The 15,134-nt window shown below is 43.5% G+C and carries 12 protein-coding genes; 2 read left to right on the forward strand and 10 right to left on the reverse strand.

The features are described 5' to 3' along the window. Positions 1–17 precede the first annotated feature (17 nt). The 8 genes from EIZ58_RS31400 to EIZ58_RS31435 form a co-directional block, all read right to left on the reverse strand. Positions 18–626 (reverse strand): hypothetical protein, encoded by a 609-nt coding sequence (locus EIZ58_RS31400; RefSeq protein WP_134704982.1) that lies wholly within the window; start codon positions 624–626, stop codon positions 18–20. Then, the gene (locus EIZ58_RS31405) at positions 623–1,462 is read right to left on the reverse strand and encodes a HipA family kinase (RefSeq protein ID WP_134704983.1); all 840 of its coding nucleotides are present in this window, start codon (positions 1,460–1,462) and stop codon (positions 623–625) included. The genes EIZ58_RS31400 and EIZ58_RS31405 overlap by 4 nt, the downstream gene beginning before the upstream one ends. Before the next feature lie 51 nt (positions 1,463–1,513). Further along, on the reverse strand, positions 1,514–2,833 hold the full coding sequence (locus EIZ58_RS31410) for a glycosyltransferase family 4 protein (protein WP_240689480.1): 1,320 nt from the start codon (positions 2,831–2,833) through the stop codon (positions 1,514–1,516). A gap of 409 nt (positions 2,834–3,242) precedes the next feature. Next, complete coding sequence (locus EIZ58_RS31415; protein WP_134704985.1) at positions 3,243–4,121, reverse strand: glycosyltransferase family 2 protein; 879 nt, start codon at positions 4,119–4,121, stop codon at positions 3,243–3,245. A gap of 4 nt (positions 4,122–4,125) precedes the next feature. Beyond that, entirely contained in the window at positions 4,126–4,827 is a 702-nt protein-coding gene (locus EIZ58_RS31420; RefSeq protein ID WP_134704986.1) for a glycosyltransferase, read from the reverse strand. Positions 4,828–4,968: 141 nt separating this feature from the next. Beyond that, positions 4,969–5,397 (reverse strand): M67 family metallopeptidase, encoded by a 429-nt coding sequence (locus EIZ58_RS31425; protein WP_240689481.1) that lies wholly within the window; start codon positions 5,395–5,397, stop codon positions 4,969–4,971. 250 nt (positions 5,398–5,647) lie between these two features. Next, positions 5,648–9,985 carry a hypothetical protein gene (locus EIZ58_RS31430; protein WP_134704987.1) on the reverse strand — a complete coding sequence of 1,446 codons (4,338 nt, stop codon included), beginning with the start codon at positions 9,983–9,985 and terminating at the stop codon, positions 5,648–5,650. Between the two features lie 177 nt (positions 9,986–10,162). Continuing rightward, positions 10,163–10,939, reverse strand: coding sequence for a BMQ_0737 family morphogenetic spore coat protein (locus EIZ58_RS31435; RefSeq protein ID WP_134704988.1), 777 nt, complete (start codon positions 10,937–10,939; stop codon positions 10,163–10,165). Between the two features lie 197 nt (positions 10,940–11,136). On the opposite strand from EIZ58_RS31435, the gene EIZ58_RS31440 reads away from it, so the two are divergent. Then, positions 11,137–12,312, forward strand: a complete 1,176-nt coding sequence (locus tag EIZ58_RS31440) for a hypothetical protein (protein ID WP_134704989.1) — start codon at positions 11,137–11,139, stop codon at positions 12,310–12,312. A gap of 313 nt (positions 12,313–12,625) precedes the next feature. On the opposite strand, the gene EIZ58_RS34650 is transcribed toward EIZ58_RS31440, so the two are convergent. Beyond that, the gene (locus EIZ58_RS34650) at positions 12,626–13,012 is read right to left on the reverse strand and encodes a helix-turn-helix transcriptional regulator (RefSeq protein ID WP_240689482.1); all 387 of its coding nucleotides are present in this window, start codon (positions 13,010–13,012) and stop codon (positions 12,626–12,628) included. 121 nt (positions 13,013–13,133) lie between these two features. After that, on the reverse strand, positions 13,134–13,367 hold the full coding sequence (locus EIZ58_RS31450; RefSeq protein WP_134704990.1) for a hypothetical protein: 234 nt from the start codon (positions 13,365–13,367) through the stop codon (positions 13,134–13,136). 173 nt (positions 13,368–13,540) lie between these two features. Here EIZ58_RS31450 and EIZ58_RS31455 point away from each other — a divergent pair, with 173 nt between their 5' ends. Continuing rightward, on the forward strand, positions 13,541–15,106 hold the full coding sequence (locus tag EIZ58_RS31455) for a recombinase family protein (protein ID WP_167578087.1): 1,566 nt from the start codon (positions 13,541–13,543) through the stop codon (positions 15,104–15,106). Positions 15,107–15,134 lie beyond the last annotated feature (28 nt).

Below are 15,134 nucleotides of genomic sequence, written 5' to 3' on the forward strand. Positions count from 1 at the left end.
TTTGAAATGAAAGAGCTCTATTTTTCAAATTTTACCCATCCTTCATATAAATCCGGGTCCAACTCTTTGAGATGGCTAAAAAAGATCTTCCGATTCCTGGTTCCAAGACTCTTAAGCAATTTATGGGGATATGGATAAGAATAAGGGGTTTTCCGGCCAACCATCCGAGCCACATCAATAACCCTTAACCGGCCTTCCGGTTGAATGAATATATGCTTTGCATGGTGATCTATTCTCTCATACTGAATGTCTTTAAACACGTTCAGCATGTGAAGCAAACTCCTGGAAATGTCCTTTGTTAGCTTATTTTTCTTCAGGAATTTCTTCAATGTTATGCCTTGAATTCTCTCCATTACGATATAGTTGGGCCCTTTAAGGAAGACCCTTGGAAAAAGGGGAAAAGGCTGTCCGCGAAACAATGCTTCATATTCCCTATCGCAATCCTTTTCCCGGGCGTAAACCTTGACGCACTTATCCTCTGCAAGTTGGAAAACTGCGCCTTGCCTGCCCCTTCCCATCATGGGGAAGGGGCAGGCTTTTGTGACTTTAACATCCGCATGTTTTCTGTGGTAAACCCGCAGCTTTTTTATTTCTTCAATAATCTGGAGATCGAGATTCGATATCATATTCCCTCCTTGGCTCCCCTGTTTTTAGAGTTCTTTATGGGTTTTATCAAATAGTGCTTTGTCATATAGTGTTTGATGAAATATTTTGCCATCAGCTCAGGCAGCCGTTTCTTCGCTTCTATTAAATGGAAAAACAGTCCTTCCTTCTCTTCCTTTGAGACCTCCCAATCCTCGGGGACAGAATTAATGACTGAGGATATGGCATGATCGGATAAGGCTAGTATCTTATAAATGGATAGAAATAGTTCTTCAGGATCCCCCATCAGTTTGAAGCACCATTGATGAACGAACCGGTCCAGGACTTTTTTGCTCGAGCCTTTTAAAGTTTCCGCAGTCCACTTGAAACCTCCCGGAAAGCAATTGGCGTGATCAATGATATAAACCTGCCGTGGACTCTGAGGAAAGCACTCCAGCAGAATATTGTTTTTTCCCCGGTCCGTATTGCTTACCCAGTGATCAAAGGCAATGAGGTTCATGAGCTGGCGTACGTTAGCAATTTCACTTTTCGAGGGGGAAAATTCCTCCGAAAGTCCCCTGCAGTTGTCCAAATACAAGCTGGCAAACTGATGTCCAGGTTCAAATTGCCGTTGTTGAAGCTTCTTGTTTTCTCGGATGAAATCTTCCGGTATCACTGCAATCTTAAAGGGAATAATCGGAAGATCGACCAATTGGGCTAAATGTCCTACCACAAACTCGTTTACGAGCACCCTTGTGCCCTGGCGGTTATTCTTGAATTTGACAACATATTCAAATCCGTCACTAAAAAGAATGAGCTGGGGCCGGGATTTTCCCGTGAGCGATTTTACGAATCGCACCGGGTAAAGCTTCTGCTCCATAACTCCACCTCTCCTGAACACGGATTTATGTTTCGTGGGGTCTATTGATGATTACAAGAAATTCCGTTTCGAATGAAAAAGTTCCGTTCTGCCGAGCCTTTTTTCTATTCTATGAAAAGTATTACGGATGATTGGTGCTTGCTGGCTTTGGATTTGTCCCGTTGGCCAGGCAATATGCTTGTAGGGCTCAACCATCAGTTCCGGCTGTACTTGAAAATCGTTTGCCTGAAGTACCTTGTCATCCGTTGCTATGGATTCTGGAACCATATCGCGTATAATCTGAAGGTATTGTTCGGCGCAGACTTCTATTGCAAACCTTGCTTTTACTTCTTTCAAGGCGTTCTTCCTGATTTCTTCCCGAAGCTGATGATGATCCAGCATATTATTCAAATGCTTCAAGGCTTTCATTAAGGAAGCCGGCCGATAGAGCTTCCCCGTCCGGTCATGTTCGATGATCTCCGGCAGGGATGATATGCCTGGCGCCACGACAGGGCACCCGCATGCCATCGACTCAATGAAGGTATTCCCGAAGGATTCCATGAGCGTAGTAGACAGTGTGCAGCCGCCTGAATCGGCAATTTGGCTGTAGAACTCAGGCATCATCTGATAAGGGACTACGGGAAACCAACGGATATAATCCTTCAATTTATACTCTTTTATTTGTTTGGAGAAAATCTCTCTTTCTCTGCTTGCCTTGCCTCCGATTACCCAAAACTGAACATCTTTTCTGATCTGTATTATATGCCTGGCAATCTCAAGGAGAAATCTCCAGTTCTTCCGTACATCCAAGCGCCCGATCCAGCCGATGATTTTTTGGTTTTGAGGCAATATAGCGCCGGCTCTGTCCATGTCTCTGCCGCTCGGGATAGGTTTGAAACAATCGGTATCTATCGGATTGTATACGATTCTAATCGGTACTCTCTTATTTAGAATGGAGGAGACTACCCTCTTCTGGAATATAGAAGGGACAACAATGGCATCGGGATTCAGCCCTTTGAAATCCTGCAGGTGGGGAGCAATTTTCTCCTTATTCGGTGACCTTGCTTCAACGATTAGCTTGCCATTGAACTTCGCCTTTTTGATTAAAGGATAGACCTCCGAAGAATCTACTACGACTATGAGGTCATATTTATTTTTTTTGAGGATCTTGATGATTTGATTTGGATCCCGTGTAAGGTATACCCGTGCGACATCCTGCAGCATATGGAGGCCGCCCTTATCATGCAGATAAAGAAAATCCGTGGTCACGTTGCTTTTGGAAAAATGGATCGCACGATTCCGCCACCCAGCATTGACTCCCCCTACTGTCAACAGCTTCCAAATCACAAGTATTTTCAAGTGCTTCCTCCCCTCCACAGTCATCTTTCCCATATTGTATGATCCGAGCACCGGTCGTGATTGGACTTTCTCCCCGCTCCAAAGGGTACGTTATATAAATTTTGTATAATTGAATCAGGCCAATCATACTAGCAAGTTAGCTTCTCTATGAATAGTGTGATATTAGGAATGATAGAAAGGAGCGTGAACACAAAATGGGATGTTTTTGTTCCCAATGGAGAGCTGCCTCCAAAAAAGCCAAAAAAAACAAGACCCTAACTAAAACCGTCTTATATTACTGCTGCCGTCCTTCTAGGGGAGGCCAATCCGAATGCCTTTGCAAGCCGAACTGTAGCCCGAACGAAACCAAGGGGCCTGAGTGCGGCAGAAATGGCAGCAGAATCTCTCTTAACATTATGTAGAAAAAAACAGCCAATACACTTCATTGTATTGGCTGCTTCTTTTAGAAAGGAATTCTAAACTTCTTCATGTACCAGTCGTCATCATATTTTCTGCGTGCCCTATACTTCTCCCGCTGCTTCAATGCTCCGTCTTCCAGCACGGCGGCAACGATTTGCTCCGGATCTGCATGCTTGATCATGTTTTTGCTTTTTTCGATTCGCTCCTCGTTAAAGTGACTGTATGCCATGCGCATCATGTTGTAATAAAAATACTCATAACTGACGGTATAGGGGTGCTCCTGCCTGAACAAATGAAGGATCTTGACTGTTGGCTGGGCATAGCAACGGTAACCGAACAGCCACATTTTAATCGAGATCTCCACATCTTCGTACCCCCAAACCCGGAACTCCTGATCAAATCCCCCAATATCAGAGAAGACGCTTTTGGAAACGGCATAGCATCCGCCTGGAAGCACAGCTGATGGGACAAATCTTTTCCAGACATTCCATTGTACACCCAAATTTTGATTCAGCGTCTGGCCGTACCCAATAATTTGCGGGGAGTTGGTTGACGCAATCCCGGGAGTCGTGCCATCAGCCAATCCTTTCTGGATCGGCTCTATTAAGCGGTCTAACCAAAAATCCTCAAAAAATAAATGAGCGTCGCAGAAGATCAGATAATCACCCTGCGCATGCTCAGCTCCCAAATTTTTGGCCTTGGCTAAACCCACTCCTTCTGTCCGGAGTCTTTTGATCGGCTTGCCGCACTCGTAAGTATCGATAAAATCACAACTTTGATCTGTGGAGCCATCGTCAACAACAATCATTTCAAATGGATGATCCGTTTTGGCGCGGAGGGCAGATTCAATTGTTGTCCGAACATACTTCCCTTCATTTTTAGCCGGGAAAATCAAGGTTACGAGAGAGGTGCTTTGCTCCATACGTTCACTCCTTCCCTAGTTCTCTGAAGCGCTTGGCCGCTTCTTCCTTCATTATGCGCAAAGCGGCTTTATCGGTTTCCCTGCTGATATTCTGCTCATGCCAGCGATACAGAATTAGCGCTTCCGGAACGGAACCGAATGGGCAATGCGCAAGCAGCCTTAGCCACATGTCATAATCCTGATGCCGAGGATAGCTTTCATTGAAGTATCCAACCCTTGAAAACAGCTCTCTCCTAACCATAACTGTAGAGCATACAATATGATTGGACCTGAGAAGTTCGACAATCTGCTGCTTATGGGAGTGGAATGGCCTGGGAATATATCGGTACCAAAATTGGTTGTTTGTTTTAGTAACAGTTGCCCCTGCATGAACAAGGCCAACCTTTTGCACTCGCCTAAAAACCTGCAGCTGGCGCTCCAATTTGGAGGGATAGAACTTGTCATCAGAATCAAGAAAACAAATAAACTTACCGGTTGCCTTCCTCAATCCATGGTTTCTTGCAGCGGAAGGACCGGCATTTGCTTGCTCAATCATGAGAATTTTGTCCTTATATCCATGCAAGACCTCTTTAGTTCCATCCGTCGATCCATCGTTTACGACAATGATTTCAGTATTGCGGTGTGACTGGTCAAGTACGCTGTCGATTGTCTCCGCAATGAACTTTTCATGGTTATATACCGGTATAATGACACTGACTTTCTCCATCAAACTTCCTTCCCCCTCATTTTTATTCTATGTTTATGCCCTTGCTTAGTGCCTATGTTTTTCCGGGCAATCCGAACTTGAGGGCAAAAGAAGCACCACGGATTTTCCGTGGCGTTTAGGCTACCGAATATACTCATTCGATCAAACGATATAAAAAAGAATAGGAGTCACCCGTTTTTCTAAAATATGGTATATGCCGATCTCCGGAATTCGTTTAGCCAGCGAAACAATAATATAGGCTGCTTCCGGATAATTGGCGAATTCGATATCCCGGCTTGAAGGAACCGGTGGAGCGGTTGGGTGAGAATGATAAATTCCAACCAGCCGTTCCCCTTTCTCCTCGATTTGCCGGAATACCCGGCGAATCTGCTCCATATCCATAGCAAAGGCTGTTGGGCTATTCTCAACGTTTTCCATCATCCATATCGTTTCTGCATGGCCGCCTGTTCCTGACAGCAGGCCGCACGCTTCCATCGGCTGTTCGCTTTGACAATGCGCAATCATCTTAGTCCAGATGCTTTGTTCAATAAAAAATAACCCGCCGCTATCCTTGCTTTTTTGCTCTTCCACAGCATCCGACTCTTGTTGTTTTAGATTGCAGCGACGTTGAGCCAGTGCGAAATATGCTCTTTAATTCATTGGGGTTTGTAGTACTAGTAACATGGCTAATCATTTGATTTCGTTTTGTTTTCTTGGACTCTACCTTGTAGATTTTGGGTTGCGGATCATTTGCCATTTTATCGTACTCCTTTCTGGATTCAACTCATATTATCTTTATTCCTTTGCCTCCTTGATCGATACTATAGGGAACCAGATTGGGCTAATTCCTTTTGTCTTTTTTGCTCTTATCAATAGCAGCCTGAAATGGAGCCGGATGCTGCCGCAAAAACGGATGTTTTGATATCTCGTTTTGTTCCGCGGGCTCTTGGGCTGTGTTATTCTTCCGTTCTTCCTCCTCGCCTGCATCAGGATGGATTCCATTCTTAGGCAAGCTTTCTTCAAGAGCGGGTGCTTTTTTCAGATTGCTTGTACTTGCGGGGCTATGTTCCTGCTGAGGGGGATTATTCATTAATTTAAAGAATGAAGGAAGCTCTTCCCCCTTTACACTTGGCTGAATGAAGACCTGCTTGGGCTCACCGCGATGGGCAATAGGGGCGCGCATTGCTTGAACAACTCTATAGGATGCTTTTTCATGCTCAAATATCTGATCTTTTCCCTTCTGCTTTTCATCATTGGAATCATTATTGTCTTCTTGAAGATGTTGGACCTCTTTCTCTGTCATCTTTTCCTTCTGAAGCAAGGCTTGCCGATACTCGGCTTCTTTAACCAGGTAGGTCAGAAGCGCTTGTTCCTGCTGGGCCAGGGCTTGCCGGTATTCTATTTCCTTGGCTTGAAGACTCACAATCGCCTCTTCCTTCTGAGCTATGGCCTCACGGTATTTCATTTCTTTTATTCGGAAACTGGAAATCGCTTCTTCCTTCTGAGCGAGAGCTTGCCTATATTCCTTTTCCTTTGTATGAAGGAGGGAAATTGCTTCCTCTTTCTGTGCCAATGCTTGCTTGTATTCCATCTCTTTTGATTCGAAACTTGCAATCATCTCTTCTTTTTGTGCAATGGCTTCCTGGTATTCAGTCTCCTTCAGTTGATTCTGTTCCATCGCTTTCTCCTTTTCCTCCAGGATTCGCCGATACTCACTCTCCATGACTTTGTACTTTGTAATCATCTCTTCCTTCTCGGCTAATGCTTGTTGTAGCCCTTCTATTTGCATTTGAAAATCTGCAAGTGCTTTTTGCTTTTCAAACAATTCTTGCTGATGTTCCCGTTTCTTTTCATTCAGGAATCTTAACTCTTGTTCCTTTTCCCTCAACTCCCACTGGGTTACCTGAACCCTATTTTGCAGGCTGGAAATTTCTTCTTTCATGCGAGTTAGTTCTTCACGGTAACCTGAGATTTCTGCATGCTGCTGGGCCACAACTTCTTGAGTCTCCGTTTCCTTGACCTCCAGCATCGCTACTGCTTCTTCCTTTTCCGCTAATGCTTGCTGGAACTCCTGGATCCTCTTTTGGAGATTCAAGACTTCCTCCGTTTTTACTTTTAAAGCAACCCGGGATTCCGATGCCATAAACTCAAGGGTTGCCCTTGTTTCTTCATTTTCTGCTAATACCTGATCCAACTCCTTAACCCGCTTTTGAAGACTCGAAAATTCTCTACGCTGCTGGGTCAGGGCTGCCTGGGACTCCGTTTCCTTCGCCTTTAGGCTTGCTATCGCTTCTTCCTTTTCGTCCAATGATTGCTGGAACTCCTGAACACGCTTTTGAAGACCCGCGGCTTCCTCCGTTTTCAAGTCTAAAGCTGCCTGGAATTCCAATGACTTAGCCTCTAGGCTTGCTAATGCCTCCTCCTTTTCCGCCAATACCTGCTGGAACTGCTGGATCCTCTTTTGGAGACTCGAAACTTCTCTTCGCTGCTGAGCCAGGGATTCCTGGGACTCCGTTTCCTTCGCCTTCAGGCTTGCTATCACTTCTTCCTTTTCCGCCAACGATTGCTTGAATTCCTGAACACGCTTTTTAAGACTCCTGGCTTCCTCCGTTTTCTTGTCTAAAGCTGCTTGCGATTCCGAAACCTTAGCCTCCATTGTTGCTACTTCCTCATTCTTTTCCGCCATTACCTGTTGGAATTCCCGAACCCGCTCTTGAAGACTTGAGATTTCTCTTCGCTGCTGGGCCAGGACTTCCTGTAATTCAGTTTCCTTGACCTCCAGGCTTGCTATCGCTTCTTCCTTTTCCGCCATTACCTGTTGGAATTCCCGAACCCCTTCTTGAAGACTTGAGGTTTCTCTTAGCTGCTGGGTCAAGGCTTCCTGGGACTCCGTTTCCTTCGCCTCCAGGCTTGCTATCGCTTTTTCCTTTTCCGCCAACGATTGCTGGAACTCCTTAATTCGTTTTTGAAGACTCGCGGCTTCCTCCGTTTTCTTGTCTAAAGCTGCTTGCGATTCCGAAGCCTTAGCCTCAAGGCTTGCTACTTCCTTTTCCTTTTCCGCCACTAATTGCTGAAACTCCTGGATCTGCTTTTGAAGACTTGAGACTTCTTCTTCCTTGCGTGCCAAATCTCCACGGTAACCCGAGATTTCTTTATGTTGCTGGGTCAGGACTTCCTGTAATTCAGTTTCCTTGACCTCCAGGCTTGCTAGCGCCTCTTCTTTTTCCGCCACTAATTGCTTGAACCCCTGTATCTGCTTTTGAAGACTTGAGGCTTCTTCTTCTTTACGGGCCAAATCTCCACGGTAACCCGAGATTTCTTTATTCTGCTGGGCCAGGACTTCCTGTAATTCAGTTTCATTCGTCTCCAGGCTTGCTATCGCTTTTTCCTTTTCCGCCAACGAATGCTGGAACTCCTGAACACGCTTTTTAAGACTCCTGGCTTCCTCCGTTTTCTTGTCTAAAGCTGCTTGCGATTCCGAAACCTTAGCCTCCATTGTTGCTACTTCCTCATTCTTTTCCGCCATTACCTGTTGGAATTCCCGAACCCGCTCTTGAAGACTTGAGATTTCTCTTCGCTGCTGGGCCAGGACTTCCTGTAATTCAGTTTCCTTGACCTCCAGGCTTGCTATCGCTTCTTCCTTTTCCGCCATTACCTGTTGGAATTCCCGAACCCCTTCTTGAAGACTTGAGGTTTCTCTTAGCTGCTGGGTCAAGGCTTCCTGGGACTCCGTTTCCTTCGCCTCCAGGCTTGCTATCGCTTTTTCCTTTTCCGCCAACGATTGCTGGAACTCCTTAATTCGTTTTTGAAGACTCGCGGCTTCCTCCGTTTTCTTGTCTAAAGCTGCTTGCGATTCCGAAGCCTTAGCCTCAAGGCTTGCTACTTCCTTTTCCTTTTCCGCCACTAATTGCTGAAACTCCTGGATCTGCTTTTGAAGACTTGAGACTTCTTCTTCCTTGCGTGCCAAATCTCCACGGTAACCCGAGATTTCTTTATGTTGCTGGGTCAGGACTTCCTGTAATTCAGTTTCCTTGACCTCCAGGCTTGCTAGCGCCTCTTCTTTTTCCGCCACTAATTGCTTGAACCCCTGTATCTGCTTTTGAAGACTTGAGGCTTCTTCTTCTTTACGGGCCAAATCTCCACGGTAACCCGAGATTTCTTTATTCTGCTGGGCCAGGACTTCCTGTAATTCAGTTTCATTCGTCTCCAGGCTTGCTATCGCTTTTTCCTTTTCCGCCAACGAATGCTGGAACTCCTGAACACGCTTTTTAAGACTCCTGGCTTCCTCCGTTTTCTTGTCTAAAGCTGCCTGCGATTCCGACGCCTTCGCCTCCAGGCTTGCTATCGCTTCTTCCTTTTCCGCCAATGATTGCTGGAACTCCTGAATTCGTTTTTGAAGATTCGCGGCTTCCTCTGTTTTCTTGTCTAAAGCTGCATGCGATTCCGAAGCCTTAGCCTCCAGGGTTGCCACTTCCTCATTCTTTTCCGCCATTACTTGCTGGAATTCCCGAACTCGCTCTTGAAGACTCGAGATTTCTTCTTCCTTGCGGGCCAGATCACCTCGATACCCTGAAATTTCTTCTTTCTGCTGAGCTAAAACTTTTTCAAATTCCAGTTCCTTAGCTCCTAATCTCGACAGTATATCTTTCTTTTCAGATAATTCCTGTTGGATTTTCTGGATCCGCTGCTGGAGACTCGAAACTTCCTTCTCCCTTTGGGCCAAATTCGTCTGAATAATGGAGTTTTTTTCCTTAATCTGAGCTGCGATCTCCTGAGATTGTGATTCCTTCTTCCTCAGGTTTCCTATCTCTTCTTCCTTTTTGCTCAATGTATCATGAAACTCTGCTTCCCTATCTTCCATTGCCTTATTTTTTTCTGCTATTTCTTTAATTAAATTGGATTCCTTCTTCCGGCAGTTTGAAACTACTTGGTTTAACTGTAACAACGATGCTTGGAGCTTGGATTCCGATTCTAAATAATCCGATAATTTATTTTTAGCTTTTTCCAATTCATTCTTAAGTAAAGTTTCGGTTTCTAGATGCCCTTTGATTGTTTCATTCTTATGTTTCAAGGCCTGGGTATACTCTATCTCCCTTTCTTTAAATTGCTCAACCTTGCGCTTTAGAAGTTTGATCCTTTCTTCGGAGGACCTCTGATGATTCTGTTTCTTTTCCGCCATTATGTTAATCCTCCCGGAGTATCTCTTATCCTATTCATATTAAAAATCAGACGGAATGGTGTCAAAAACTTAGGCAGTATTGTCAAATGGACATATTCCGGAATCATATGCCTTTAATTGAAATAAAAAGCTGTTGAGTTATCCCCAACAGCTAGAGCCATATACTTTTTATTGGAATTATCTAGTACCAGGGAAAATGGCAGGACATTGGGCAGGGAAGAGGTTAGACGGAAGGGCCGGGCAGACATCTTCAATTGGATTAACATCACAATCCACTGGACCGCGAGGCTGACAGAATCTGGCCAAGACCTCCAATTTCACTTCAGCTTCGACTTGAATTTCCTTACAGACATTGACAGTAAGGAAAATGCCTGGTTCCATAAAGGCACCTGCACCCAATTGTCGGAAAGATGCATTACAGAGAACATCCAAAATGCGGCATTGGATATTCAATCCTCTCTGCCAGCACAATGCCACTTCCTCATCGAACTGAACAAAGACATTTTCGCTGCATATTACTTCATTGCCGGCATTTTCATCGATTAAGTCCACCCGTACGCAAACAGTGAACAAGAATGGGATAGCATTGAGAGTGACAATGCTTCCATCAGGAGCCGTACATCTGACCACAGTAGCTGCATCAACGTCAAAATCGCAACGGGCACCGGGACAAACGATAGGAGTTGGCGTTGGCTGAGGCTTAGGAAGCAGCGGGAAGACAGGAAGAAAATTATCGGGATTCGTGGAACATCTTGCTGTTAGACGATGTCCTAGAGCTAATCTTTCTTCTATAATCGGTCTACACGCCTCGGAGAGTTGGATTTTGTTTTGGTAGCGATTCGTCAAATAAACCCAGTCATAAACTTTTTGCACACGGATGCACTCAGGCTGTAAAGCCTCGGGTGTTGGAGTAGGCAATACTTGAGCACCCTGGATCACTTTAATGTCTTTCATAATAAGAATCCTTCCTTTCATTTGGTTTGATTTAGTTACCTCTACATCCTATGGAAAGCAAAGGAATCTTGACTAATGCAAATGCCCATTTCATCCAAAATGGGCTGCAGCCTATCAAATCATTTCTTCATTGTTCATTTTTATGTCCCGCCCACATAAACTAATAAGAATTTCGTAGGCAAAAAGGAGTGAGTTGAGTGCATATCAACATTTATTTCAGGAATCAGGCCTTAAGCAGCATCCCTTATCCCTCATTGCCAGCTTTTCGCCTATATTGTGAAGAAATAGGATTGCAAACCCAATGGGATGATAGAGCGAGTGCGGTTCATCTGACTCCAGCTTTGGAGGGGAAACGGATTTTCTTTGTCCAAAGGATGCCGGATGAGGAATATCCGTCTGACCTGTTTTCAGAGCTGAAATTGTTCCTTTCCGATTCGGGAGCAGAGCTGATAAAGCTTCAAGGGAAACCCAATCCTCCTTACGCTGGAGATTTGTATCTTCAGCTGGATCTCGCGGTCGGAGCTTTTGAAAAGCATCATCTTATCCTTCGGCATCATCCGGAAGATGATCTTCTTTTCCATTGTTTAACCAATGGATTGCATCATTCCGGAATAGACTGCGAGACCCAAGATGACCTTGAATCGGTTCTTCCCAAGCATTTTATTCGGCTTGAATGCAAATTTCCGAAACAAGGGGAACATCAGGAGTTCTCTTTTATGGATAAAATGGGAGTCGCTCTTGCTAAGGGCATTCTGGAATATTTCCAAAAGACTCTAAAAGTTTCCCCCCTCTCCTTTTTTCCTCATAGCGCACTAAATCCATTCAATACCGAAACCTCTAAACGGGTGCAAACAGAAAAAAAGCAAGCCGAACAATTCGAGCAACCTCAGAATAAACCATCCGTTCAACTGCTGCAGGCAGAATCCTTTTTTGACTATACCGTTCATGCAACTGTAAAAGAAGACCGGCCATTTATGGTAATCGGAAAATTAATCGTCAAGAATACCGGGAATGAAGTTCTCTCCAATCCGGTACTTTGTTTGCGTGCCACACCTGCCGCTGGGATGAAGCTGCAAGGACAGATGGTTCCCCCCAATATGGTTGAAAGGATGGGCGTTCAAAGTGCCGGTGGATCAAAGGGGTGGAAATACCTCGAGGAAGATTGGCTTGAAAAGGGGCTTGAAAAAGGAGAGTTTTGGATTTCACCTATAGAAACGATGCAAATTCCTCCCCAAGGAAGCGAATCCCTCCATTTTCAGTTAACGATTTTCAGGCAAGAGCCAAGTCAAACCGTTAAATTAGAAGCTTTTGTATACTTCCAGGAGCATAATCTGCGATTTCCTGCCCAAAACCGCATTGCGTTTTCTTTTTGACTATGAACCATGACAGGGGCGGTCATTACTGATTTGCCCCTTCCTCTTTAAAGTTTTATGTACATGCCTATAAAGCGAAATACAAAAGCTTGATTTCGCTTTATCAAGCTTATGAATCGGATTTTTGATATAAAACAGTTTTCAAATGCATTGTAATAAAATCCTTTTCATTTCAAATCGGATTGAAATCCCCCTATGCTTCTTCTCGTTTTTTTGGTTATACGATAAAAATTCATACTTTTTTGCATGTCCAATTTTCATGCATAAAAACGACATGATCCGCAAAACTAACAATAACCATGCCAAAACATGGTTATTGTCGATAAAAGATATCCGTGACGTTCAATCCCAATCGATCAGCAATGCGCATCGCAACATCGAGAGTAGGCTCCGTCTTTTCGCTTAAGATATTGGATAAAGTTGCAGAAGTGATTCCAATCTCTTTCGCAAAATCCCCTTTTTTGATTTGCCGCTTTCGCAGCAATTCTTCCAGCCTGTTTCTTATGGGGCTCTCCGAATATTTCTTCGAGAGGCTCTTGACGCGATGGATGCGAATATACTCCGTTACGGCGCGCCGAGCAAGAATGTGTACATCGATGCCGTACTCATATTCTCTTGTCAAGTAATTAATAATCACTGCCATTTCTTCTAAAGCTTGATATTCCTCTTTGCTTAATACTACTTTAATTTCCTTAATCATCATCATCTCACCTAAAGGAGAATTGTAAAAATGTATTTTATTGATCAAGAGGAAGCTGAAAAAGTTAGAAAAGAAGCGGAAACGATAGAAAAACTAAAGGAAGAACAATCCTGCTAAATCCTTAGCTAAACGTTATTTTCATCCCTGCCACGGTCTCTTTCACATGCATTTTGCTGACGTCCAAACGGACTTCCCCAATTTCCATTTCCGTCCCATCAATGAACTTGTGTGCATTCACAGTAAAAATGATTTTATCGTCTTGATATTTCGATGGAATCCATACAAATGATATATCTTTATGTGCTTCAAACCACTCATTCAATATGTGTTGGAATGAACTCCAGTTGTAAATCAAAGGTCTCACTCCTTTCCATGAGATACAACCTGTTTTATATTATGTATGATTAAGAACCTATTTTAAGACATAAAAAAAAATCCTAGATTCATAGTAATTCCCATTACCTCAAATTCTTTTCGCCAGTTTATCTGTATATAATGCAATAACCTAGCGATAAAAGGATGAGGCACATGGAATTAACCCCAAAAGTGAAACTCGCTGCTTTGTACCTGAGACGATCAAGACAGGATGTTAAACTTGAAGCGCGAACTGGAGAAAATACATTAGAAGCACAGCGAATGGCTATGAAAAAGTTTTTATCCAGGGCCGGCTTTCCTTACCACACTTTTGAAGAAATTGCATCAGGATCAAGTCTAGAAAAGCGCAGGGAGATGAAACGAATCATTGAAGGGATAAAAAAAGAAAAATACGACGCCATTATTGTTAAAGATATATCGCGCCTATCCCGCGGAAGCCAGCAAGACGCAGGTATTTTATATAAAATAATTGAGGATTACGAAATATTAATCATAACGCCTGCACGCATGTATGATCCAAAAAACGAAAGCGACCTGCAGATGCTGCGCTTTGAATTCTTTTTTTATCATGAGGAATTTCAAGCGATCAAGAAACGCTTAACCTCGGGAAGACAACAGGCGGCGGAGCGGGGTTTTTATATTGGAGGCCCCATACCTTACGGATGGAAGGTAGATCAAAAAACGAAAACACTGATTCCGGATGAAGAACAAAAGAAAGTCATTCACTTGATGTATGATTTGTATCTTGAAGAGCGGTACGGGTTCCAAAAGATCGCTGATGAGTTGAACCGCAGGAAAATTCCAGCCCCTAAAGGGGGAAAGTGGGCCAAAGCATCCATAAAACGAATTTTATCAAATGAGAGAAATATAGGAATGCAGGTTTTCGGCAAAAGAAAGAAGAGAGGCGGAAAAGTTAAGTTCCAGCCCAAAGAACTATGGACGATTGTGGAATCGACTGAATCACTGGTTAATGAAGAAAGGTTTAATAGAGTCCAAGAAAGGCTGCAGGATAATAAGGTCAGCTACCTTACCGATTCGCACAGAAGAGCACATCCTCTTTCAAAACTTATTAAGTGCGGTGCTTGCGGAAAGGTGATGTATAGAAAGCATACGAAAAGCTATTACACTCGAAAATCAGATGGTGTAAAAAACTGTTATTCCTTCTACATTTTGCACTGCTGTAACGGGTCCGTCAAATATGATCGGGTATTGCAAAAGCTAACGGAAATACTTAAAACGCATATAGATCTTGATACAAATGCTCTATCGGAACGACTGGAGCATCACGCCCACCACCAAAAAGAAACGAATAAAATGGAAGATTTCATCGTTCAATTGGAACAAAGAATCGAGAAAATAAAACAACATCGTCTTACCCTATATGAAGAATATGCAGAAAAAAAATCGATTGACCAATTCATATATGAAGCAAAAAACAAACAGTATGTGAAACAAATTCAAGAATTGGAAAAAACGATTGAAGAAACCGATGCGCTAAAACATAAAAAAGAAAATGATTCTATTTATATTGATCCATCCACGTTTAAGAAGCGCATAACCAGTATTATAGATACGTTTGAGTCATTAGAGCCACATTTTCAAAATGAGCTTCTTCATTATTTTTTTAAAAGCTTAAAGCTGCACATAACGAAACGAACGGTAGGTAAGGAATCCGAGTTCGAGTTAGACATCGTATTTGATCTAAATTCATTTGGTTGAATCTTTGGTGAATTGTGTCAGTTGTCCA

It is taken from the genome of Ammoniphilus sp. YIM 78166, assembly GCF_004522215.1.
Taxonomy (GTDB): Bacteria; Bacillota; Bacilli; order Aneurinibacillales; family RAOX-1; genus YIM-78166.

Excerpts from the sequence above, each read along its gene's own strand:
- EIZ58_RS31400 (WP_134704982.1), bottom strand. The coding sequence starts at position 626 with ATGATATCGAATCTCGATCTCCAGATTATTGAAGAAATAAAAAAGCTG.
- EIZ58_RS31435 (WP_134704988.1), bottom strand. The coding sequence starts at position 10,939 with ATGAAAGACATTAAAGTGATCCAGGGTGCTCAAGTATTGCCTACTCCA.
- EIZ58_RS31455 (WP_167578087.1), top strand. The coding sequence starts at position 13,541 with ATGGAATTAACCCCAAAAGTGAAACTCGCTGCTTTGTACCTGAGACGA.
- EIZ58_RS31420 (WP_134704986.1), bottom strand. The coding sequence starts at position 4,827 with ATGGAGAAAGTCAGTGTCATTATACCGGTATATAACCATGAAAAGTTC.
- EIZ58_RS31415 (WP_134704985.1), bottom strand. The coding sequence starts at position 4,121 with ATGGAGCAAAGCACCTCTCTCGTAACCTTGATTTTCCCGGCTAAAAAT.
- EIZ58_RS31430 (WP_134704987.1), bottom strand. The coding sequence starts at position 9,985 with ATGGCGGAAAAGAAACAGAATCATCAGAGGTCCTCCGAAGAAAGGATC.
- EIZ58_RS34650 (WP_240689482.1), bottom strand. The coding sequence starts at position 13,012 with ATGATTAAGGAAATTAAAGTAGTATTAAGCAAAGAGGAATATCAAGCT.
- EIZ58_RS31410 (WP_240689480.1), bottom strand. The coding sequence starts at position 2,833 with ATGGGAAAGATGACTGTGGAGGGGAGGAAGCACTTGAAAATACTTGTG.
- EIZ58_RS31405 (WP_134704983.1), bottom strand. The coding sequence starts at position 1,462 with ATGGAGCAGAAGCTTTACCCGGTGCGATTCGTAAAATCGCTCACGGGA.